This window comes from Luteimicrobium xylanilyticum (assembly GCF_009429125.1).
GTDB classification, from domain to species: Bacteria; Actinomycetota; Actinomycetes; order Actinomycetales; family Cellulomonadaceae; genus Luteimicrobium; species Luteimicrobium xylanilyticum.
Genome location: NZ_CP045529.1, coordinates 1,513,616 through 1,535,155, shown reverse-complemented (window position 1 = coordinate 1,535,155; position 21,540 = coordinate 1,513,616). Strand labels below are relative to the sequence as shown.

At 72.7% G+C, this 21,540-nt stretch carries 20 protein-coding genes; 15 read left to right on the top strand and 5 right to left on the bottom strand.

The features are described from left to right. The first annotated feature begins 34 nt into the window (after nucleotides 1-34). On the top strand, nucleotides 35-370 hold the full coding sequence (locus KDY119_RS19350) for an amino acid permease (protein ID WP_322619640.1): 336 nt from the start codon (nucleotides 35-37) through the stop codon (nucleotides 368-370). Here the strand turns inward: KDY119_RS19350 and KDY119_RS19345 are convergent. Then, complete coding sequence (locus tag KDY119_RS19345) at nucleotides 367-573, bottom strand: hypothetical protein (RefSeq protein ID WP_322619639.1); 207 nt, start codon at nucleotides 571-573, stop codon at nucleotides 367-369. The two genes, KDY119_RS19350 and KDY119_RS19345, sit on opposite strands and share 4 nt — an antisense overlap. 93 nt (nucleotides 574-666) lie before the next feature. Here KDY119_RS19345 and KDY119_RS19340 point away from each other — a divergent pair, with 93 nt between their 5' ends. The 4 genes from KDY119_RS19340 to KDY119_RS06695 all read left to right on the top strand — a co-directional run bounded on the left by KDY119_RS19340 (nucleotide 667) and on the right by KDY119_RS06695 (nucleotide 4,897). After that, nucleotides 667-1,341, top strand: coding sequence for an amino acid permease (locus KDY119_RS19340; protein WP_322619638.1), 675 nt, complete (start codon nucleotides 667-669; stop codon nucleotides 1,339-1,341). A 143-nt stretch (nucleotides 1,342-1,484) separates the two neighbouring features. Further along, complete coding sequence (locus tag KDY119_RS06705) at nucleotides 1,485-1,910, top strand: hypothetical protein (RefSeq protein ID WP_036951612.1); 426 nt, start codon at nucleotides 1,485-1,487, stop codon at nucleotides 1,908-1,910. 30 nt (nucleotides 1,911-1,940) lie between these two features. Further along, nucleotides 1,941-2,612 carry an ABC transporter ATP-binding protein gene (locus KDY119_RS06700; protein ID WP_036951615.1) on the top strand — a complete coding sequence of 224 codons (672 nt, stop codon included), beginning with the start codon at nucleotides 1,941-1,943 and terminating at the stop codon, nucleotides 2,610-2,612. Then, entirely contained in the window at nucleotides 2,609-4,897 is a 2,289-nt protein-coding gene (locus tag KDY119_RS06695) for an FtsX-like permease family protein (RefSeq protein WP_036951618.1), read from the top strand. The genes KDY119_RS06700 and KDY119_RS06695 overlap by 4 nt, the downstream gene beginning before the upstream one ends. An 11-nt stretch (nucleotides 4,898-4,908) precedes the next feature. On the opposite strand, the gene KDY119_RS06690 is transcribed toward KDY119_RS06695, so the two are convergent. The 3 genes from KDY119_RS06690 to KDY119_RS06680 all read right to left on the bottom strand — a co-directional run bounded on the left by KDY119_RS06690 (nucleotide 4,909) and on the right by KDY119_RS06680 (nucleotide 9,833). Further along, nucleotides 4,909-5,997 (bottom strand): polysaccharide pyruvyl transferase family protein, encoded by a 1,089-nt coding sequence (locus KDY119_RS06690; RefSeq protein ID WP_036951620.1) that lies wholly within the window; start codon nucleotides 5,995-5,997, stop codon nucleotides 4,909-4,911. Continuing rightward, nucleotides 5,991-8,321 (bottom strand): glycosyltransferase family 29 protein, encoded by a 2,331-nt coding sequence (locus tag KDY119_RS06685; protein WP_153022094.1) that lies wholly within the window; start codon nucleotides 8,319-8,321, stop codon nucleotides 5,991-5,993. The genes KDY119_RS06690 and KDY119_RS06685 overlap by 7 nt, the downstream gene beginning before the upstream one ends. A 105-nt stretch (nucleotides 8,322-8,426) precedes the next feature. Continuing rightward, nucleotides 8,427-9,833, bottom strand: coding sequence for an aminotransferase-like domain-containing protein (locus KDY119_RS06680; protein ID WP_227994551.1), 1,407 nt, complete (start codon nucleotides 9,831-9,833; stop codon nucleotides 8,427-8,429). 169 nt (nucleotides 9,834-10,002) lie between these two features. On the opposite strand from KDY119_RS06680, the gene KDY119_RS06675 reads away from it, so the two are divergent. The 9 genes from KDY119_RS06675 (at nucleotide 10,003) to KDY119_RS06635 (ending at nucleotide 19,414) form a co-directional block, all read left to right on the top strand. Next, nucleotides 10,003-10,851, top strand: coding sequence for a nitrilase-related carbon-nitrogen hydrolase (locus KDY119_RS06675; RefSeq protein WP_036951626.1), 849 nt, complete (start codon nucleotides 10,003-10,005; stop codon nucleotides 10,849-10,851). Nucleotides 10,852-10,882: 31 nt separating this feature from the next. Beyond that, a complete protein-coding gene (gene hydA, locus KDY119_RS06670; RefSeq protein ID WP_036951628.1) occupies nucleotides 10,883-12,316 on the top strand; it encodes a dihydropyrimidinase in 1,434 nt (477 codons plus the stop codon). Between the two features lie 47 nt (nucleotides 12,317-12,363). Further along, entirely contained in the window at nucleotides 12,364-13,395 is a 1,032-nt protein-coding gene (locus KDY119_RS06665) for a TIGR03842 family LLM class F420-dependent oxidoreductase (protein WP_036951631.1), read from the top strand. Next, nucleotides 13,392-14,312: an ABC transporter permease gene (locus KDY119_RS06660; protein WP_083890925.1), complete on the top strand. Its 921-nt coding sequence runs from the start codon at nucleotides 13,392-13,394 to the stop codon at nucleotides 14,310-14,312. The genes KDY119_RS06665 and KDY119_RS06660 overlap by 4 nt, the downstream gene beginning before the upstream one ends. Then, the gene (locus KDY119_RS06655) at nucleotides 14,309-15,190 is read left to right on the top strand and encodes an ABC transporter ATP-binding protein (protein ID WP_153022093.1); all 882 of its coding nucleotides are present in this window, start codon (nucleotides 14,309-14,311) and stop codon (nucleotides 15,188-15,190) included. The genes KDY119_RS06660 and KDY119_RS06655 overlap by 4 nt, the downstream gene beginning before the upstream one ends. Continuing rightward, entirely contained in the window at nucleotides 15,187-15,963 is a 777-nt protein-coding gene (locus tag KDY119_RS06650) for an ABC transporter permease (RefSeq protein WP_036951634.1), read from the top strand. Before KDY119_RS06655 ends, KDY119_RS06650 begins: the two co-directional genes overlap by 4 nt. 79 nt (nucleotides 15,964-16,042) lie before the next feature. Then, entirely contained in the window at nucleotides 16,043-17,236 is a 1,194-nt protein-coding gene (locus tag KDY119_RS06645) for an ABC transporter substrate-binding protein (protein ID WP_051136661.1), read from the top strand. Between the two features lie 82 nt (nucleotides 17,237-17,318). After that, a complete protein-coding gene (locus KDY119_RS06640) occupies nucleotides 17,319-18,656 on the top strand; it encodes an aspartate aminotransferase family protein (RefSeq protein ID WP_036951637.1) in 1,338 nt (445 codons plus the stop codon). Further along, nucleotides 18,653-19,414: an SDR family oxidoreductase gene (locus tag KDY119_RS06635; protein WP_036951640.1), complete on the top strand. Its 762-nt coding sequence runs from the start codon at nucleotides 18,653-18,655 to the stop codon at nucleotides 19,412-19,414. The genes KDY119_RS06640 and KDY119_RS06635 overlap by 4 nt, the downstream gene beginning before the upstream one ends. A 20-nt stretch (nucleotides 19,415-19,434) precedes the next feature. On the opposite strand, the gene KDY119_RS06630 is transcribed toward KDY119_RS06635, so the two are convergent. Continuing rightward, nucleotides 19,435-20,268, bottom strand: a complete 834-nt coding sequence (locus tag KDY119_RS06630) for an SDR family oxidoreductase (protein WP_153022092.1) — start codon at nucleotides 20,266-20,268, stop codon at nucleotides 19,435-19,437. Nucleotides 20,269-20,490: 222 nt separating this feature from the next. Between KDY119_RS06630 and KDY119_RS06625 the strand changes: the two genes are divergently transcribed. Beyond that, on the top strand, nucleotides 20,491-21,540 hold the full coding sequence (locus KDY119_RS06625) for a putative F420-0 ABC transporter substrate-binding protein (protein ID WP_227994550.1): 1,050 nt from the start codon (nucleotides 20,491-20,493) through the stop codon (nucleotides 21,538-21,540).

Sequence of the window (21,540 nt, the reverse complement as noted above, 5' to 3'; positions counted from 1 at the left end):
GGGGACGGGCGGGCGTCCCGCGCAGGGAGGTCTGATGGACGGCGCCTCGTCGTCCGGGAGCCAGACGGTGACGGTCGGGCTCGGCGCTCTGACGGCCATGGTCGTCGGCTCGATGGTCGGCGCGGGCGTGTTCTCGCTCCCGGCCCGCTTCACGGAGCGGACCGGCGTCTGGGGCACGCTCGGGGCGTGGGCCGTCGCGGGCGCCGGGACCCTCACGCTCGCGCTCGTCTTCCAGACGCTCGCGGTCCGGCGGCCCGCCCTCGGCGCCGGCATCTACGCCTACGCGAAGACGGGCTTCGGCGAGTACCCCGGCTTCCTGTCGGTCGTCGGCTACTGGGCGATCGCGTGCACGGGCAACGTCACCTACTAGGTGCTCGTGATGTCGACGCTGGGCGCCACCTTCCCCGCGCTCGGGCAGGGCGACTCGGTGCTCGCCGTCGCGCTCGCGAGCGTCGGTCTGTGGGCCGTGTTCGCGCTCGTGCGCCGCGGGGTGACCGGGGCGGTCGTCGTGAACCGCGTGGTTACGGTCGCGAAGGTCGTGCCCATCGTGGTCTTCGTGGTCCTGTGCGCCATGCTGCCCGACCCGCACGTGCTCGCCGAGAATCTGTCCGCGCCACCGTCCCCGGGTCGTTCTTCTCACAGCTCAGCGGGGTCACCCTCGTCACCGTGTTCGTGTTCCTCGGCGTGGAGGGCGCGAGCGTCTATTCCCGCCACGCCCGTCGACGGCGCGACGTCGGCCGCGCGACCGTCCTCGGGTTCGTGTCGGTGCTCGCGCTGTTCGCGTCGGTGTCCGTCGTGTCGTACGGGATTCTGCCGCGCGAGGAGCTCGCGGGGCTGCGGCAGCCGTCGATGGCCGGGGTGCTCGAGGCCGCGGTCGGCGGCCGGGGCTCGGTCCTCGTGAGCGTCGGGCTCGTGGTGTCGGTGCTGGGCGCGTACCTCGCCTGGACCCGGATGGCCGCGGAGGTGCTGCTCCTCGTGACGCTCCTGTCCGCCGACGCGTTCGACTTCGCGCTCGATCTCACGACCACGCTCGCGATCGTCTCCTACGTGCTCGCCACTGGCTTCGCGGTCCGCGTCGGAGTGCACGACGCACGCCGCGCCGAGACCGTCGTCGCCGTCCTCGCGACCGCCTACACCCTGTTCCTCCTGGTCGCCGTGGGGCCCGCATACCTGCTCGTGGTCCTCGTCGTGTACGCACCCGCGAGCGTGCTCTTCGCGCGCGCCTGCCACGAGGCCGGCCGCCGCGCCTTCACGCGCGGCGAGCTCGCCGGGCTGGCCGTGATCTGCGCGGGCGCCGTCGTCGGGATCGTGTGCCTGGCACCGGGCGTGGTGCGCCTCTGAGCGCCGACAACCATCGGGCCACAGCGCCGATTACGGACACTTGGCACGGACCACTGCACAGCGTGTGTATAGTCCCCCCCCCCGTAAGGACGCTCAGGGCATCGGATCCTGAGCGAGGCAGCAGCGATCTAGGGGGTTTGACAATGAAGTCTCTTTTCAAGCGCGGTGCGTTCGTCGCCGTCACCACAGCCGCGTGCCTGGCCGTCGGAACCGTGGTCGCGGTGGCGGCGACCTCGCACCCGCTCACGCTCTCGACGACGGGAGTCAAGTTCTCTGGCAGCTACGTGTTCTACGCATCGGGCACCAACGACGGCGGGCTCGGATATCCGGGCAACATCTGCGACACATCGGCCGACGGCAACTCGGTGTTCGTGCACGCGAAAGTCGAGGGCTACGGCTACGGCTCGAAGACGTACGACAAGAAGGGCAACAGCTCCTGCCAGTCCGAGAACATGTACTCCTATGCACCCGGCGACCTGTACGTGAACTACGGCTGGGTGCAGGCCTGCCAGGACCGCGGCACCCTGGTCTCCGACCTCTGCAAGGCCAGCGACAAGCTCGAGCGCTGACCACGTTGACGGAAGGCCATCGGTGAACTCGTGAGTCTCAGCGGCACAGGTCTCACCCTGACCTACGGCGCGACGGTCGCGCTCGCCGGCGCGAGCGTGACCGTCGCTCCGGGCGAGGTGGTGGCACTCGTCGGCCCGAGCGGGTCAGGCAAGACCTCCTTGCTCTACTGCCTGTCCGGACTCGCCCGGCCGAGCTCGGGACAGGTGCTCGTCGGCGATATCGAGCTCACTGCTCTCGACGACGCGGGCCTCGTGGCGGTACGGCGAGAGCACTTCGGGTTCGTGTTCCAGTTCTCGGAGCTCGTCCCCGAGCTGACGCTCGCCGAGAACGTCGCACTCCCGCTGGAGCTCCTCAAGGCCGGACGACGTGACACCCGCCGTCGGGTCGCGGAGCTCCTCGAACGTCTGGGTATCGGCGACCTGGGAGGCCGCTACCCGGCTCAGGTGTCCGGTGGGCAGGCACAACGCGCCGCCGTCGCGCGCGCCCTCGTCCACCGACCGGCCGTGGTCTTCGCCGATGAACCCACGGGTTCGCTCGACAGCGCGAACACCGACACCGTGCTGTCCGCCCTCGTCGAGCTGTCGCGCGACACCGGAAGCTCGATCGTGCTCGTCACCCATGACGACAAGGTCGCGACTGCTGCGGACCGACGGGTGTTCGTGCGCGACGGGTTCTGCACCGACGAGGTGCTCTCTCGATGACGTTCCGCCTCAGTCTCCGGCTGCTGCGCGGCGGCGGGCGCTCGTCCGTCGTCCGCCTGGCGCTGATGGTGCTCGGCGTCGCCCTCGCCCTGCTCGCGCTGCTCGGAAGCTGGGCGGTCACGAATGCGCTGGGCGAGCGTTCCGCGCGTGTCGCGGAGCGCCAGTCGATCGCGGTCTTCCACGGACCCGCGGCGTTCCATCTCGACGAGATCGACGACTCGATCGGCCTGCGACCACTCGACCGCGTCCTCGTCGCTGCACCGGAGCACGCCGGAAGACGCACGTTGGCGGCACTCGCCCCACCGGGCTGCGCCCTGCTCCCTGCGACCGGCCGCTCGTGCATCTCACCGGCGCTCGCACGCCTGGTCCGGTCCGACCCGGACCTCGCCGAGCGCCTCGGGCTGGAGTCCGATCCCAGTCTCATGACCAGCGCGGGCCTGCGAGACCCGGACGACCTCATCGCCTACGTGGGTGTCGACGAGACCTCGATCGCCGCCGACGAGCAACCCGCAGCGGGATGGGGTGCACCGCGCAGCCAAGGGGCGTCCGAGGTCTCGGGTACGACCGCGTTCGTCGAGATGCTCCTCCTCGTGGCTGTTCCCGCGCTCGTCTTCCTCGCGATCGCCGCGCGGCTCAGCTCTGCGACGCGCGCACGCCGCACCCGCGCACTCCGGCTGGTCGGAGTGTCATCGCGTCAGCTGGCCTTCGTCGCAGCCTTCGAAGGCTGGCTCGCAGGAATCGTGGGAACCACGCTCGCCCTGCTCGCCTACCACGCCCTGCAGGGTCCGCTCGCCGGGTCGAACCTTCCCGGCTTCCGGTGGTTCGTCAGCGACGGGGCGGTACCCCGGTGGGCCGGAGTCGCACTGCTCGTGGTCATCCCCTGGGCGGTCGGCCGGCTGTGCCGGGCCGGAGCTGTTCCCAGGCGCGCGCCGCGTCGGACGAGGGGCGCCGACCACACGTCGTTGTGGCGTGCCGCACCGCTCGTCGCCGGCTGCGTCCTGGCTGCGGCTTATCTCGTCGCCGCACGGCTCGACCCCCGCATCGGGCACGCGTCCGTCCTTCTGCTGGGCGTCGGCGCACTCACTGTGACCGGGCTGGTCCTCGGTCTGAGGCCGATCGCGGAGCGAGCCGCCGACCAGCTCGCGGAGCAGACCCGGACACTGTCCGTGCGGCTCGGCGCGCGGCGGCTCGCTGCCGAAGCCTCGAGCACCGTACGGGCGCTCAGCGCGGCGATCGCGCTCGTCCTCGTCGCAGGGACCGGCTTCGCTGTCCTCCGCGACGTCAAGCTGTCGGCGGGCTCGCCATCGCCTGTCCAGGTCGCAACCCTCGATACCTCGACCCTCACAGCCGCGTCTCGGCAGGCTGTCGTCCATCTGCCGGCAACCGCGATGATCGGCTCCATCCGTTCGACGCCACGCCTCGCCCCCGACGAGGCTCCGTCGAGCGACCCCGGTACTGCGGCGATCCAGCTCGGCGTCACCGTCTACTTCGTGTCGTGCGCGACGCTGACCACGATCGAGCCCACGACGGCAGGAGAGTGCCGCGACGGCAAGGTCTACCGCACGGCGTCGACCGAGAACACACTCTGGTCGAACCAGCTGCCGGTGGGCACCGCCATCACCGTCGCCACCGGTGCAGGCACCACGCGCATCACGATCCCCGCCGCCGAGCTGCGGTTTCCGCATCTCATGGGTCAGGGCATCGCGGCGCTCGAGAACGATGCGCTCGTCGTCACCGGGCCACCGTCAGGAGGCTGGCCGGCTGGAGCCCAGCTCGTCTACGCGCTGCCGACAGACGACCACGCGATCCGTGACTTCCAGGACGCGGTCGCCCGACTCGGACCGACCGCCGTCGCCCAAGTCGAGACACGTGATCTCGACAAGCTCGCGACGTACCACGTGCAAGCCGGGATCATCCGGTACGGCGTGCTCACGGGCTTCCTGCTCGCGACGGCAGGCTTCGTCATCGCCGTCCTCGACCGTGCGCGCGAGCGGCGCAGGAACGTCGCGATGCTTCGCGCGCTCGGCGTCGGGCAGAAGGTGCTCACCCTCGCGCAGGTCGTGGAGTTCGTCCTGCCTGCGGCCATCGGTCTCGGGTCGGCCGTTGTCGTCAGCTTTCTGCTCGGAACCACCTACCTCACCGTGTCCGGGCTGCAGGAAGGCCTGTACTGGCCGCCACTGGCTGCGGCCGTCGCGCTCGCTGGGACCGGGACGCTCGGTGTGGCAGTCGCCGGCGCCCTCGGCGCCCGGATCCGCACGACGACCGCAGACCTCCACGCCGAGTAGAACGGGTCGGCTCAGACGAGTGCGTCCGCGAGCGCCCTCGCCTGTCCCTGGAGCTGGACCCAGAGCTCCTCGCGACGCTCCGCGACGCGCGCGGCGAGCACGTCCTCGTGGGCCACGAACTCGTCCAGCTTGGCGATCATCCCGTCGGCGGTGGCGTCGAGCTGCGCCTGCGACATCGGGTTGCGGCGCGGGACGGCGCACAGGAACGTGTCGTCGCCGAAGTAGTCGCGCGGCATCCCACGGCGCGCCTGCATCCCGACGAACGCCGCGGGCTTGTCGAACGCGAGGAACGGCAGCCAGCCGTGCAGCCGCTTGCCGAACGCGAACCGGCAGTCGGTGTACCGGGCGCCGTACGAGGGGTGCGCGGCGAGGGCCTCGTTGAACCGCCGGTGGAACTCGGGGCCCGGCAGCGACGGGTCCAGGGCGGCCTTGAACCGGGCGGCGTCGATCTCGATCGGGGGGAACAGGTCGAGCAGCCACGGGTTGAAGTCGCCGGATGCGTTGACCATCGAGCGGACCTCGAGCCCCTGGGCGTTCGCGTGGCGGGCGAACCGTCGCAGCGGGTGGGTCGCCGCGTTCTCCGCCGTGAAGAGGAAGCCGTCGAGGTTCACGACGACGACGTCGCGGGTCCGGTTCGGGACGTCCAGGAGACGGTCGGTGAACAGGGACGCGCACGGCGCCCACTCGGGGTCCGTGACCGGGCCGATCTTGCGGAGCAGCTCGGCCTCCTTGGTCGCCCGGACGACGATCCGGCGGGCGCGGGACGTGACCCTCCGGACGGCGGCCGCCTCGTCCTCGGTCGGCTGCTGGAGCACGCCCGTGGACCACAGGAAGAACGTCTTGCGCTCGAACTCGTCCCACTGCTTCGCCAGCTTGGCGTGCAGGTGGCGCGACGAGTTCGTCTGCACGAACAGGCCGCCCGGTCCGATGATCACGTTGTCCGTGCGCTTGTCCCCGCGGCGCAGGTAGGCGGCGTCGCTCACGTGCCGGAAGTCGAGCTCGACGAGCCCGTCGAACAGCGCGCGCGTGACCTCGTGGAGCAGGGCGTCGCCCGCGTTGCCGCGGGGTCCGCACGTGATCCAGAGCGCGCGCTTCACCACGCCCGCCCCTCGGCCGCGTCGGACGCGACCGGGTCGAGCAGCGCGTCGAGCTGCTCGTCGAGCATCGCCCGGTAGCGCTCGGCGAAGCGCTCCAGCGAGAAGTGCTCCTCGAAGACGGCGCGGTTGCGCTCGCCCCACGCGACGCGGTCGCGATGCTCGAGGACCCGGCACGCGTCGTCGAGCGTGCCCTCGTCGACGAACAGGACGTTCCCGTCGAGGTCGACCTCGAGGTTCCCCCCGACGGGCGAGAGCACGAGCGGCTTGGCGGCCCGCATCGCCTCGAGCGTCGCGAGGTCGAAGATCGAGCTGCGGTGGAGCATGACGTAGTAGTCGGCGTAGTCGAGGAGCGCGAGGAGCTTGTCGTGCTCCATGCGCTCACCGACGAGCCGGGCCGTGAAGCGCCGGCCCTTCTGCGCGTCGCGGAACGCGAGGAACTGCGCCCGGTCGCCGACGGCACCCACCGCGACCCAGACGACGGTGCGCCCGGTGAGCTCGGCGTAACGGTCGAGCAGCGCGGGGACGCGGTCGAGCCCCTTGTCGCTGTTGTAGTCGCCGACGCTCACGAAGACGTCGGTCGACGCGTCCTTGGCGGGCAGGTGCAGCTCGCGCGACAGCTCGGTCAGGAGCGACCTGCGGTCGGCGGGACGGTCCCCGTGGTCCACCGCCGAGACCGTGTTGTACAGGGCCGTGTCGGCGAAGGCGACGTGCCCGGCGTCGTCGATGCGCGACGTCGACCGGTAGGCCTCGCGTGCCCCCAGGCTCGGGAAGTAGACCTTCTGCGCGTTCTCGAGGACGAGCCGCTCGAGCCGGTCGGCGACGTGCGTCTCGTGCGGCGTCGGGAGCCGGCCGAGCGACCGCATCTCCTGCAGCGTGCTGCCCTGCTGGTGGTAGACGAGCACGTACGGCACGCCGAGGAGGTAGGCACCGTAGGCGCTGCCGAGCTCGTGGCAGACGAGCAGGAGCCGCCGGCCCTCGGCGCGGGCCCGGAGGACCTCGGGAGCGACGCGGACGTGCTCGGCACCGAGCACGACGTCGGCGACCTTGGCGCTCAGGCCCGTGAGCTGGACGGACAGGCGGTCGCGCAGCGCCCCCTTGCCGCCCTCGTCGAACACGTACGCGAGGCGTCGGCCCCGGTGCTCCTCGCCGAGCGCGAGCCGCTGGGTGGCGAGCACGCCGCCCGGGCCCCCCGTCTTCCCGGTGGCCGGGTCGTACCGGCGGTAGGCGCAGCTCACCACGGTGACCTCGTCCGGGCCGAGGTCGGCATCGTCCGCCCCGGGCTCGCCGGACAGGAGCGACCGCAGGAACGCGCCCTCGCCGTCCGCGTCGTGCCGGTTGCCCATGTCCCCGAGGGAGTCGAAGTAGTGCCCGAGCTCCTCACTGCCGTCGACCGTCGAGAAGCCGTACACGTCGACACCCTCCAGGCCCCCCCGTGCCTCGTGCAGCCGCCACAGGAGCTGCGCACCGCTCGTCGGCAGGAGCAGACCGGACGCCTCGCGCAGGGCCTGCTTGGACGCCGTCCCGACGTGCGTGACCTTGTCGGGAGAGAACTGCGTGTCGCGGTGGAGGACGTCGCCGTGCTCGGGCAGCTCGAGGAGGTTGCGGAAGAAGTCCATCTCCCAGACGACGAGCCGGAGGCTCTCGATCTCCGGACGGTCGCGGACGTCCCGGTGCGCGCCGCGCACCCAGACGTCGGTGCGTGCGCCGTAGTCCGCCTCGTACCCCGACGGGTAGTTGTTGAACCGGACGACGAGGTCGTGCGCGTCGATCTCGGCCCCCAGTCCGCGACCGAGGCAGCCCGGCCCGTTGCCGACGACGGCGACCGTGCGCCCCGCTACGAGCGCGCCGAAGACGTCCGCCTCGAGGTTCGCGGCCAGCACGTCCGCCGTCTCCGCGGCGCGCGCGACATCGCCGCTCGGCACCCCGAGCTCGCGGGCGAAGCGCGCCACCGGAAGGCAGGCCGCGAGGAGGTCGGCGTCGTCGGGCCGCTTGAGGAGGAGGGTGCGCACGAGCCGCCCGGCGGTCTCGCGGTCCCCCGCCTCGAGCAGCACCCCGCAGAGCACGAGCCACAGCTTCGTGGGGAGCAGCGTCCACGCGACGGAGTTCCGGGTCGCCGAGCGCGCCCGCTCGACCAGGGCCGGGGTCGGGCCCTGGTCGCGCCACTCGGCGCGCGCCAGCGCGAGGTCGTCGGCGTAGCGGCCCCGACCGGCACCACGGTCGCGGTCGGCCGCGAGCCGGGAGGCGCGGCCGAACAGCCGCTTGTCGAGGGCGCGGACACGCCAGGCCGCGGCGCGCACGAGCGGGACGTTCTTGAGGTTGCGGTTCATCTCGCCTGTCTCACGAAGGGCCGGTCGGGTGTGAGGTATCCAACCCGCCCCCCTCGACCACGCGGTGAACTCACGGTGAACGGGCGTCGAGGGTCACGGTCGCTCTCACCGGGTCGCCGCCGCGCCGTCCGGCCTCGCCGCGACCGCGAGCAGCCGAGCCAGCCGCTCCGCGTCGCCGTCCAGCCCGCTGATCGTGACCCGCAGGTGCGGCGGCGCGTCCTCTCGGCCGTGCTGGAACGGCGACCCCGGCGCCGCGCGGACGCCCGCTGCCGCGAGGCGTTCGAGGGCGCGCGACTCGTCGTCCACGGGCACCCACACGTTGATGCCGGCACCGTCCGGCAGCGCCACGCCCTCGGCCCGGAGCGCGTCGACGAGGGCACGGCGGCGCGCGTGGTACATGCGGGCCGCGTGGGCGACGGCGTCGACGGCGTGCGCGTCGGTGAGCAGGTGCGCGAGGACCCGCTGCAGGAGGCGGCTGGTCCAACCGGGTCCCAGCATGCGGCGGGCCACGAGGGCGTCGACGACGCTCGCCGGACCGCCGAGGGCCGCGATCCGCAGGTCGGGCCCGTGCGACTTCGAGAACGAGCGCACACGCACGACCCGGCCGGGCAGGTACGTGCCGACGCTCACGTCCCGCACCGCGGCGATCTCCCCCGCGTGGTCGTCCTCGACGACCAGGACCCCCGGGTCGTGCCGGCGGACGACGGCGGCGAGGTCGCGCGCGCGGGTCGGCGTGAGGCTCGCTCCGGTCGGGTTGTGCGCGCGCGGCTGGAGGACCACCGCCACGACGCCCGCCCGCAACGCCGCGTCGAGCGACCCGGGCGTGACCCCGGCGCCGTCGAGCTCGAGCGCGACGCGCTCGCAGCCGAGCTGGTCGAGCAGGTCGAAGACCGGCGGGAAGCCCGGGTCCTCGACGGCCACCCTGTCCCCGAATCCCGCGACCTGCTCGAGCGTCCGCGCGACCCCGTCCATCGCGCCGTCGACGACGGTGACGCGCTCGGGGGCGAACGGCCAGCTCGCCCGCAGGAGGGTCTCGAGCTCGGGCAGCACGGGCGGTGCCAGGTAGCTGTCCGCGGTGGCGCCCGCCTCCTTGCCGGCACGGGTGAGCGCCGCGGTCAGGTCGGGCAGGAGGGACGGGTGCGGCGTGCCCGCGGACAGGTCGAGCTCCCGTCGGGCGCCGTCGGCGAGCCGACGGTAGCCGGGCGGCAGCCAGCTCGCGGGCTCGGGCAGCACGAAGGTTCCCGCGCGTCCGCGCGGGGCCACCATCCCGACGTCGGCGAGCGCGCGCCACGCCGAGCCGACGGTCGCGGGTGACGTGCCGAGCCGGGCGGCCAGGGCTCGCACGGTCGGCAGCCGGTCCCCGGGGCGCAGCTCGCCGGCCCGGAGCAGGCGCGCGACGGACGCCGCGACAGCGCGCGGGCTGCGCCCGTCCAGGTGCGCGGCGAGCGCGTCGGCCGAGACGACGCGGGGCCGGCCGGGTGGCGTCCGGCGGGTGGTGCTGGGCTCCGTCACGGCGGCGCTCCTCAGGTTTTACACGACGGACACGCACCGGCACGGCTGGGCGGAGCGGGGTTACGCCGAAGAAATGTCCAAGCGTCAGAGTCACATTCCACACCCGCCGGGGCCGGCGCGTCGAGCACCACCGACGCGCCGCCCGCCGCTATCGAGACGGAGGAGCCGCATGAGCACCGTGCGCGTCGCGTTCACCCAGGCACGATGGACTGGTGACAAGGAGTCGATGATCGCGCTCCACGAACGGTGGACCCGTGAGGCCGCGTCCCAGGGCGCACAGGTCATCGCCTTCCAGGAGCTCTTCTACGGGCCCTACTTCGGGATCACCCAGGACCCCAAGTACTACGAGTACGTCGAGACCGTGCCGGGCCCCACCACCGAGCGGTTCGCCGCGCTCGCCGCCGAGCTCGGCATCGTCGTCGTCCTGCCGATCTACGAGGAGGACCAGCCGGGCGTGTACTACAACACGGCCGTCGTCGTCGACGCGGACGGCACCGTGCTCGGCAAGTACCGCAAGCACCACATCCCGCACCTGCCGAAGTTCTGGGAGAAGTTCTACTTCCGCCCCGGCAACCTCGGCTGGCCCGTGTTCGAGACCGCGGTCGGCAAGATCGCCGTCACGATCTGCTACGACCGCCACTTCCCCGAGGGCTGGCGGGTCGCCGCCCTCAACGGCGCCGAGATCATCTTCAACCCCAACGCGACCGCGCCCGGGGTCTCGAACCGGCTCTGGGAGATCGAGCAGCCGGCCGCGGCCGCCGCCAACGGCGTCTTCGTGGTCGCCAACAACCGCGTGGGGCGCGAGGACAACGAGTACGGCGACGAGGCGGTCACGTTCTACGGGTCGTCCTACGCGGTCGGCCCCGACGGCAACATCGTCGGCGAGACGGGCTCCAGCAGCGACGACCAGCTCCTGGTCCGTGACCTCGACCTCGACCAGATCCGCGAGGTCCGCGAGCGCTGGCAGTTCTTCCGCGACCGCCGGCCCGACGCCTACGGGCCGATCGTCGAGCCCTGACCCCGCCCGCGCGCCCCCAGGGAGGAGCACCGTGAAGACTCTCATCACCGGCGGCACCGTCGTCAACGCGACCGGCCGGAGCAGGGCCGACGTCCTCGTCGACGGCGAGACCGTCGCCGCGCTCGTCGACCCCGGCTCCACCGCGCTCGCCGCCGACCTCGCGGCCGGCGTCGACCGCGTGATCGACGCGACCGGCAAGTACGTGGTGCCCGGCGGCATCGACGCCCACACCCACATGGAGATGCCGTTCGGGGGGACGTACGCCTCCGACACCTTCGAGACGGGGACGGTCGCGGCCGCGTGGGGCGGCACGACCACGATCATCGACTTCGTCGTCCAGTACCCCGACCAGAACGTCCTCGACCAGTACCACCGCTGGCACGAGAAGGCGGCGGGCAGGTGCGCGGTCGACTACGGGTTCCACCAGATCCTCTCCGACGTCCAGGACGACTCGCTGGTCGCCATGGACGAGCTCGTCGCGGAGGGCGTGACCAGCTTCAAGCTCTTCACCGCCTACAAGGGCGTGTTCCTGTCCGACGACGGCCAGATCTTCCGGGCGTTCCAGAAGGGCGCGGAGAACGGCGCGCTGATGATGGTCCACGCCGAGAACGGCTCCGTCATCGACGTGCTGCAGCAGCAGGCCGTCGCCGCCGGGCACACCACGCCCTTCTACCACGGGACGACGCGACCGTGGCAGGCGGAGGAGGAGGCCACGCACCGCGCGATCATGCTCGCCGACCTCGCCGGGGTGCCCCTCTACGTGGTGCACGTGTCGGCCAAGCAGGCCGTCGAGCAGATCGCCGCGGCGCGCGACCGGGGCAAGAACGTCTTCGGCGAGGCGTGCCCCCAGTACCTGTACCTGTCGCTCGAGGAGCAGCTCGCCGCCCGCAGCGAGGAGTGGGGCGACCTCGAGGGCGCGAAGTGGGTCTGCTCGACGCCGCTGCGCGCCCGGGCCGAGGGCCACCAGGACGCGATGTGGCAGGCGCTGCGGACGAACGACCTGCAGCTCGTCTCGACCGACCACTGCCCCTTCTGCATGCGTGGCCAGAAGGAGCTCGGACGGGACGACTTCACCAAGATCCCGAACGGCATCGGGTCCGTCGAGCACCGCATGGACCTCATCTACCAGGGCGTCGTCGACGGACGCATCTCCTTGGAGCGGTGGGTCGAGACCTGCTCGGTCACACCGGCGCGCATGTTCGGCATGTACGGCCGCAAGGGGGTCGTGCAGCCGGGCGCGGACGCCGACATCGTCGTCTACGACCCTGCGGGCCGCACGAGCATCGGCCTCGAGGCGACCCACCACATGAACATGGACTACTCCGCCTGGGAGGGGTTCGAGGTCGACGGGCACGTCGACACGGTGCTCCTGCGGGGCGAGGTCGTCGTGGCCGACGGCGCCTTCCACGGGCGCCCCGGCAACGGCCGGTTCGTCCGGCGCGACCTGAGCCAGTACCTGATCTGAGCGCGGCCACGCGGCCCCCAGCGCCCACCCCTCACCCCGGGAGCGACATGGACTTCGGCATCGTCCTGCAGAACGACCCGCCCGCCTCGCGGGTCGTCGACCTCGCACGCCAGGCGGAGAACCACGGGTTCACCCACGCCTGGACCTTCGACTCGCACCTGCTCTGGGAGGAGCCCTTCGTCGTCTTCTCCGCGATCCTCGCCGCGACGAGGAAGATCACCGTCGGTCCGATGGTCACGAACCCCGCGACGCGCGACTGGACGGTCCTCGCGTCCATGTTCGCGACGCTGAACGAGATGTACGGCAACCGCACGGTGTGCGGCATCGGCCGGGGTGACTCCGCGGTGCGCACGCTCAACGGCCGACCGTCGAACCTCGCCACGCTGCGGGACGCCGTCCACGTGGTCCGCGAGCTCGCGAACTCGCGCGCGGTCGAGATCAACGGCGCGACCGTGCGGTTCCCGTGGAGCACCGGCTCGAGCCTGGAGGTCTGGGTCGCCGCCTACGGGCCGCAGGCGCTGCGCCTGACCGGGGAGGTCGGGGACGGCTACATCCTGCAGCTCGCCGACCCCGACCTCGCGGCCTGGATGATCCGCGCGGTCCGCGACTCCGCGGAGGCGGCGGGCCGCGATCCCGACGCCATCCGGTTCTGCGTCGCGGCTCCGGCCTACCTCGGCGACGGCGACTCACCCGCGGCCCGCGCCCACATGCGCGAGCAGTGCCGCTGGTTCGGCGGGATGGTGGGCAACCACGTCGCCGACATCGTGGCGCGCTACGGCACCTCCGCCGCGGTCCCCCGGGCCCTGACCGACTACATCCGCGACCGCGAGGGCTACGACTACAACGAGCACGGTCGCGCCGGGAACTCGCACACCCGGTTCGTGCCGGACGAGATCGTCGAGCGGTTCTGCCTTCTCGGCTCGCCCCGCGAGCACGTCGAGAAGCTCGAGGCGCTGCGGGCCCTCGGGGTCGACCAGTTCGCGGCCTACCTGCAGCACGACCACAAGGAGGGCACGCTCCTCGGCTACGGCGAGCGCGTCATCCCTGCCCTCGCCGACCACGTGACGGCGAGCGCATGAGCGGCGAGCGCACGAGCACGGAAGGGCTCCGCCTGCCCCGCCCGAGCCGCACGCAGGTCAAGGCCGTGCTGCTCGGTGCCGCCGGCGTCGTCGGGCTCGGTGTCGTCTGGGAGGGCTACAAGGCGCTCGCCCCGGAGACCGGCGTGAGCATCGGCAGCACGCTCGTGCTCCCGCGCACGAGCGACCTCGCGATGCCTCACCTGTGGGAGATGTGGTCGCGCGCCCTCGAGCCCGTGACGGGGGCGCCGGACGCTCCTCCGCTGTGGCAGGCGGTCCTCGGCGCGTGCGGCTTCACGCTGCGCACGGCGGCGACGGGCTGGGTCGTGGGCGTCGTGGTCGGACTCCTGCTGGGCATGCTCATGCAAGGGCTGCGCACCGCTCGGGACGCCGTCCTCCCGTGGGTCGTGCTCAGCCAGACCGTGCCCCTCATCGCGCTCGCCCCGCTGGTCCGGCGCTGGGGGTCGCAGCTCCACGTCGGCACGCTCGCCTGGCCCGACTGGTGGTCGGTCGCCGTCATCGCTTCCTACCTCGCGTTCTTCCCCGTGTCCGTCGGCGCGCTGCGTGGCTTCGCCTCGCCGGACGCCGTCCACGTCGAGCTCATGCGCGCGTACGGCGCCGGCTGGTGGCAGACGTTCCGCCGGCTGCGGCTGCCCGCGAGCGTGCCGTACCTGCTGCCCGCCCTGCGCCTCGCTGCGGCGAGCGCCGTGGTCGGGACCGTCGTCGGGGAGGTCTCGATCGGCCTGCGCGGAGGCGTCGGCCGGATGATCGTCGAGTTCGGGGCGACCGGCAGCTCCGATCCCGCCAAGCAGTGGTCGCCCATCGCGGGCGCGGTCCTGGTCGGGCTCGTGGCGGCGGCCGCCGTCGCGCTGCTGGCCGTCCCCCTGTCCCGCTACCGGTCCTCGGAGGTCCAGTCGTGAGCCCCGACACAGCTTCCGCCCCCACGCCCGCCCCCGCCGTGCGGGTGTCGTCCGTCCGCCGCGAGTTCCGCAGCCGCACCGGGCAGGTGGTCGCGCTCGACGACGTCTCCCTGACGGTCGCCGCAGGTGAGTTCGTGTCCCTGATCGGGCCGTCGGGCTGCGGCAAGTCGACCCTGCTGCGCCTCGTCGCGGACCTCGACCGCCCGACGTCCGGGACCGTCGAGGTCTTCGACCGGCCGGCGCACGTCGCCCGCGAGGCGCACGAGTACGGGATCGCGTTCCAGCAGGCGGGCCTCCTGCCCTGGCGGACCGTGCTCGCGAACGTCGAGCTGCCGCTCGAGCTGCACGGGACTCCGCGGGCCGCCCGACGGCAGCGGGCCCGCGAGCTCGTCGACCTGATCGGCCTGACGCCGTTCGCCGGCCACTACCCGCACCAGCTCTCCGGCGGCATGCAGCAGCGCGTCGCCATCGCGCGTGCCCTCGCCGAGCAGCCGAGCCTGCTCCTCATGGACGAGCCCTTCGGCGCGCTCGACGAGATGACGCGAGAGCGCATGCAGACCGAGCTGCTGCGCGTGCGGTCCGAGACCGGTGCGGCGGTCGTGTTCGTGACCCACTCGATCCCGGAGGCCGTCTACCTGTCGGACCGGGTCGTCGTGATGTCGGCCCGGCCGGGTCGGGTCCGGACGATCGTCCCCGTCTCGCGTCCGGCGGTGCCGGACGGTGTCGACGCGCGCGAGGACGCGGCGTTCTTCGCCGACGTGGCCCGCGTGCGCGAAGCGCTGCACGGTCCGGACGACGACGACCCGGGCACGGACGACCTCGCCGGCGCGGCGGCTCCGGCCCGGGTCCCGGCGACCCGTGGGATGGACCTGCGATGAGGCGCTCGAGGTCGCTCCGCGTGCGCGCCGTCGTCGCGCCGCTCGCGCTCGGCGCGCTCGTCCTCGTCGTGTGGCAGGAAGCCGTCGACCGCTTCGACGTGAAGCCGTACGTGCTCCCCGCGCCGCGCGCCATCGCCACCGCCCTCGGCGACCACGTCGACGCGGTCTGGTCAGGCGCCCTCACCACGGCCCAGAACGCCGCCGTCGGGCTGCTGATCGGCGTCGTGCTGGCGCTCGTGTGCGCCGGCGTCGCCGCCGCCGTCAGCAGCGTCGCGGGGGCGGCCGCCCCGCTCGTGGCCGCGGTCTCGGTGATGCCCGTGCCCGCGCTCGCGCCCGTGCTCTACACGATGTTCGGCACGGGGGCGCAGACCGCCCGCGTCGTCGTCGCAGCGCTGGCGGCGTTCGTGCCCGTGTACGTCAACGCGCTGCGCGGGCTGCGCACCGTCGCCCCCGTGCATCGCGACCTCATGCGGGCGTTCTCCGCGTCCCGGTGGCAGGCGACACGCACCGTGACGCTCCCGGGCGCGCTGCCGCTCGTGTTCGCCGGCCTGACGATCGCGTCCTCGCTCAGCGTGATCTCGGCCCTCGTCGCCGAGTACTTCGGTGGGCCGGTCGACGGGCTCGGCAAGGCCATCACGTCCGCGGTCTCGTCGAGCCAGTACGCCCTGGCCTGGGCGTACGTGGTGGGCGCCGTCGTGATCGGTCTCGTGTTCTTCGGCGCCGCCGCGGGCCTCGAGCGCCTCGTCGCACGACGCTCCGCATCGAGCCCCTGAACCTCCGCCACGCGCCCGCGCCCTCCCTTCGTCCCTTCCGAACCCGCCCGACCAGCAGCGCCACCCGAGAGGAACGACCATGACTCCACCGACCGGCACCGCCTCGCCCCGCCCCCACGAGCCGCGCCGCCATCGCCGGGCCCTCGCCGCGACCGCCACGGTCGCGGCCCTGGCCCTCGCGGGCTGCTCGAGCTCGTCGTCGGGCGCGAACGACGACGCGTCGTCGACGAAGGGCGGGCTCACGCCCGTCCGGCTCCAGCTCCAGTGGGTCGCCGACGCCCAGTTCGCCGGCTACTACGCCGCGCTCAAGCTCGGCTACTACAAGGACGCCGGGCTCGACGTCACCATCCAGGAGGCCGGCACCGACACGGTCCCCATCGACGTGCTGGCGGCCGGCGACGCCGACTACGCGATCTCCTGGGTCCCGAAGGTGCTGGGCTCGATCGAGCAGGGCACCGCCGTGACCGACGTCGCCCAGATCTTCGAGCGGTCCGGCACGACGCAGATCTCGTTCAAGGACAAGGGCATCACGACGCCCGCCGACCTCAAGGGGAAGAAGGTCGGCAGCTGGGGCTACGGCAACCAGTGGGAGCTGTTCGCCGGGATGCAGAAGGCGGGCATCGACACCGACAAGGACATCGACCTCGTCCAGCAGGCGTTCGACATGAACGGCTTCCTCTCGGGCGACATCGACGCCGCGCAGGCCATGACGTACAACGAGCTCGCCCAGGTCCTCGAGACCAAGAACCCGAAGACCGGCAAGCTCTACCAGAAGAGCGACCTCAACATCATCGACTGGAACGACGAGGGCACGGCCATGCTCCAGGACGCCATCTGGGCGGACGCGAACAAGCTCGCCGACGATCCTTCCTACGCGACCGAGACCGAGAAGTTCGTCGAGGCCTCCATCAAGGGCTGGGTCTACGTCCGCGACCACCCGAAGGAGGCCGCCGACATCGTCACGGCGGCAGGCTCGACCCTCGGGACGAGCCACCAGCTGTGGATGGCCAACGAGGTCAACAAGCTGATCTGGCCGAGCACGTCCGGGGGCATCGGGACGATCGATCCCGCCGCGTGGAAGCGGACCGTCGACATCGCGCTCCACACCAAGGACGACACGGGTTCGACGATCATCACCAAGGAGCCGCCGTCGACCGCGTACAGCAACGAGTACGTCACGAAGGCGCTCAAGAACCTCGAGGCGCAAGGCGTCGACGTCGTCGGCAAGGACTTCACGCCGATCGACGTCGAGCTCAAGGAGGGCGGCAAGTAGCCGTCCCACCTCGCCCACCCTGCACAAGTAGCGACCGGCCGGGGCCGTCGACGGCGGCCCCGGCCCACGGGAGGACCCAGTCATGACCACCTTCGACGACCTCGCGGGGTCCGAGCTCGACGCCGCGGTGATCGCGGCCGACCACGCCCGGGTCCTGCACTCCTGGTCGGCCCAGGCGCACCTGCCGTCGTTCGTCGTCGCGGGCGCCCGGGGCTGCCGCGTCTGGAACCATGCCGGGACGAGCTGGCTCGACTTCTCGAGCCAGCTCGTCAACACGAACGTCGGGCACCAGCACCCTCGTGTGGTGGCGGCGATCCAGGAGCAGGCCGGGGTCCTGACGACCGTGAACCCCGCGACCGCGAACCTCACGCGGGCCCGGGCCGCCGAGAAGGTGCTCGCGCACCTGCCCGGCACGTTCGAGAAGATCTTCTTCACCAACGCCGGCGCCGACGCCAACGAGAACGCGATCCGCATGGCGCGCCTCGTGACCGGCCGCGACAAGGTCGTGTCGGCCTACCGCTCGTACCACGGGAACACGGGCGCGGCGGTCGTCGCGACGGGTGACTGGCGCCGCGTGCCGAACGAGTACGCACGGGGGCACGTGCACGTGTTCGGTCCCTACCTGTACCGCTCGGAGTTCTGGGCCCGGACGCCGCAGGAGGAGTGCGAGCGTGCGCTGCACCACCTCGAGCGCGTGGTGCAGTCCGAGGGGCCCGACTCGGTGGCTGCGATCCTCCTCGAGACCGTCCCCGGGACCGCGGGCGTCCTCACACCGCCCGACGGGTATCTGACGGGCGTGCGCGAGATCGCCGACCGCTACGGCATCCTGCTCGTGCTCGACGAGGTCATGGCCGGCTTCGGGCGCACCGGGTCGTGGTTCGCGTTCGACCGCCACGACGTCGTCCCGGACCTGGTGACCTTCGCCAAGGGGGTCAACTCGGGCTACGTCCCCGCCGGCGGGGTCGCCGTCACCGGTCGGGTGGCCCACGCGTTCGACGAGCGCGTCTACCCGGGCGGCCTCACGTACTCGGGCCACCCCCTCGCGATGGCCGCGATCGTGGCGACGATCGAGGCGATGGAGGACGAACGCATCGTGGAGAACGCGGCGGACGTCGGCGCACGGGTCATCGCGCCGGCGCTCGACGAGCTCGCCCGACGCAACCCCCTGGTCGGGGAGGTCCGCGGCAGCGGCGTCTTCTGGGCGGTCGAGCTCGTCGAGGACCCCGACACACGGGTCCCCCTGGCGCCGGACCGGGTGGCCGACGTCCGCGGCCGCTGCCTGGAGCGCGGGCTGCTGCCCTTCACGAGCGAGAACCGGGTGCACGTCGTCCCGCCGTGCGTCGTCACCCCCGACGAGGCCCGGGAGGGCCTCGCGATCCTCGCGACCGTGCTCGACGACGTGGCCGGGGAGCGCGCATGAGCCGGCCGGGCCGCACGCGGCGCGCGCTCGTCACCGGCGCGTCGTCGGGCATCGGGGCCGCGACCGTCCGCGGGCTCGCGGCGCAGGGTTGGGATGTCGTGGCCGCCGCTCGCCGGGCCGACCGGCTCGCTGCGCTGGCCGACGAGGCGGGCGCTCTGGCGTACCCGCTCGACGTGACCGACGGCGCGCAGGTGGAGGCCCTCGCGGAGCACCTGGGTGCGACGGGCGGCCTCGACGCCGTGGTGAACAACGCGGGCGGGGCGCTCGGTCTCGACCCCGTCGAGACGGCCGACGTCGACGGCTGGCGGCGGATGTACGAGCTCAACGTCCTCGGCACGCTCCGGGTCACCCAGGCGGTGCTCCCGCTCCTGCGTGCCGACGGCGGCGGCGACGTCCTGGTGGTGACGTCGACCGCGGCGCACGGCGCCTACGAGGGGGGCGCGGGGTACACGGGCGTCAAGCACGCGGAGCGGATGCTCACCACGACCCTGCGCTGGGAGCTCGTCGGCGAGCCCGTCCGCGTCCTCGAGATCTCCCCCGGCAACGTCGCGACCGAGGAGTTCTCGCTCGTCAGGTTCGACGGCGACGAGGCCCGCGCGGCCGCGGTGTACGAGGGCTACCAGCCGCTGGTCGCCGAGGACGTCGCGGACGCGATCGTGTGGATGCTCACGCGGCCGGACCACGTGAACGTCGACCTCATGGTGGTGCGGCCGCGGGCGCAGGCGCACAACACGAAGGTGGCGCGGACCGGCGTGTGAGGCCCCGGACGGCCCCGGGCTCAGGGGTGGCGGTCGACGCGCTGGGCCGATGCCTGGGCGCGTGGCCGGATGACGAGCTCGTCCACGTCGACGTGCGGGGGAAGCGACAGCGTCCAGCGCACGGCCTCGGCGACGTCCTCGGCGGTCAGCGGGCCCGGCACGCCCGCGTACACGGCGTCGGCCTTGGCCTGGTTGCCGCCGTAGCGGACGAGCGAGAACTCCTCGGTCTGCACCATGCCGGGCGCGATGTCGATCACGCGCACGGGCTCGCCGACCAGCTCGAACCGGAGCGTGCGGGCGACCACCCGTTCCGCGGTCTTGGCCGCGACGTACCCGCCGCCGCCCTCGTACGGCTCGTGCGCCGCCGTCGAGGTGATGACCGCGACCGTCCCCTCCGCGTCGCGGAGCGCGGGCAGGAACTCCTGGACCATGCGGACCGTGCCGAGCACGTTCAGCTCGTACATGCGGCGCCACTGGTCGAGGTCCGCCTGCGCGACCGGGTCGACGCCGAGCGCGCCGCCCGCCACGTTCACCAGGGCGTCGACGGGACCCGCGGTGACGACCTGCTCGACGAGGCGCGCGACGTCGTCGTCGCTCGTGACGTCCGCGACGACGTAGGTCGCGCCGGTGCGGTCCGCGACCTCACGCAGCCGGTCCTCCCGGCGCGCGACCGCGACCACGGCCCAGCCGTCCGCGCGCAGCGCCGCGACGCTCGCCGCCCCGATGCCCGACGACGCCCCCGTCACCACGGCGCGACGCGCGCGCCCGTAGGGGCCGGCGCCTCCACCGGATCCCGTCGTCGCCGTGCCGCCCCCTGCGTTCGCGGCCCGCCCGGCCGCCAGATCCTCGGTCATGAGAGGAACGCTACTCGTGCACCCTCCCGTGTACCCGGACGGCCGCACCGCGACTAGGCTGGCCGTGGGATCGCGAGCCGTGCCTGGCTCGTCGCGGCGGCCCGGACTTGGACCGCATGTCCCCGGCGCGCGCCGTCGTCGCGCGCCCGGCGCCCGTATCGGGCTCGCCGCCGCCACGCACCCGCGCACCGCACCGCTCCCGCACGCCGGAAGGGCCCGTCCTTGTCGACCGCTCTGTCTCGTCCCCGTTCCCGTACCGCCGCCGCCCTCGTGACCGCCGGGCTCGCCGCTGTCACCCTCGCCGCCTGCTCGTCGGGCTCCGGCGAGGCCGACGGCTCGCAGGCGCCCGCCACGGCGTCCGCCGACGCCGGCCCCCGCACCACCTATCCGCTCACGCTCGACAACTGCGGCACGAAGGTGGCGTTCCAGGCCGCACCGGACCGGGTCGTGACGATCAAGTCGTCCACCACCGAGATGATGCTGGCGCTGGGGCTCGGCGACCACGTCGTCGGGTCGGCGTTCCTCGACGGACCGCTGCCCGACTCGCTCCAGGCCGCGGCCGACGGCAACAAGGCCATCACCTCGCCCATGGCCGCGCAGGTCCCCGGCTCCGAGGCGGTGCTCGCCCTCCAGCCCGACCTGGTCTACGCGGGCTGGGAGTCGAACGTCTCGGCGCAGGGCGCAGGCGCCCGCCCGACCCTCGCCAAGCTCGGCGTGAACACGTACGTCTCGCCGTCCGCGTGCCAGGAGAAGGCGTACCAGCCCGACCCGCTGACGTTCGACGACGTGTTCGGGGAGATCGCCCAGGTCGGGCAGATCTTCGACGTCCAGGACCGGGCGGCCTCGCTCGTCGCCCAGCAGAAGAAGCAGCTCGCCACCGTCCCGAAGGACGGCGACGGGCACACCGTCCTGTGGTGGTCGTCCGGCAACGGCACCCCGTACGTCGGGGCAGGCATTGGCGCGCCGGAGATGATCATGAAGGCCGTCGGGCTGAAGAACGTCGCGGCCGACGTGCCCATGACGTGGACGTCGCTGTCGTGGGAGAAGATCGTCGCCGCCGACCCCGACGTCATCGTCCTCGTCGACGCGTCGTGGAACACGGCGCAGGCCAAGGAGAAGTTCCTCGAGTCGAACGGCGCGACCAAGAACCTCCAGGCGGTCCAGCACCACCGCTACGTGGTGCTCCCGTTCGCGAGCACCGAGGCCGGGGTCCGCAACGTCGACGCCGCGGCCCAGCTCGCCGCCGACCTGAAGCAGCTCGACTGGTCGTGA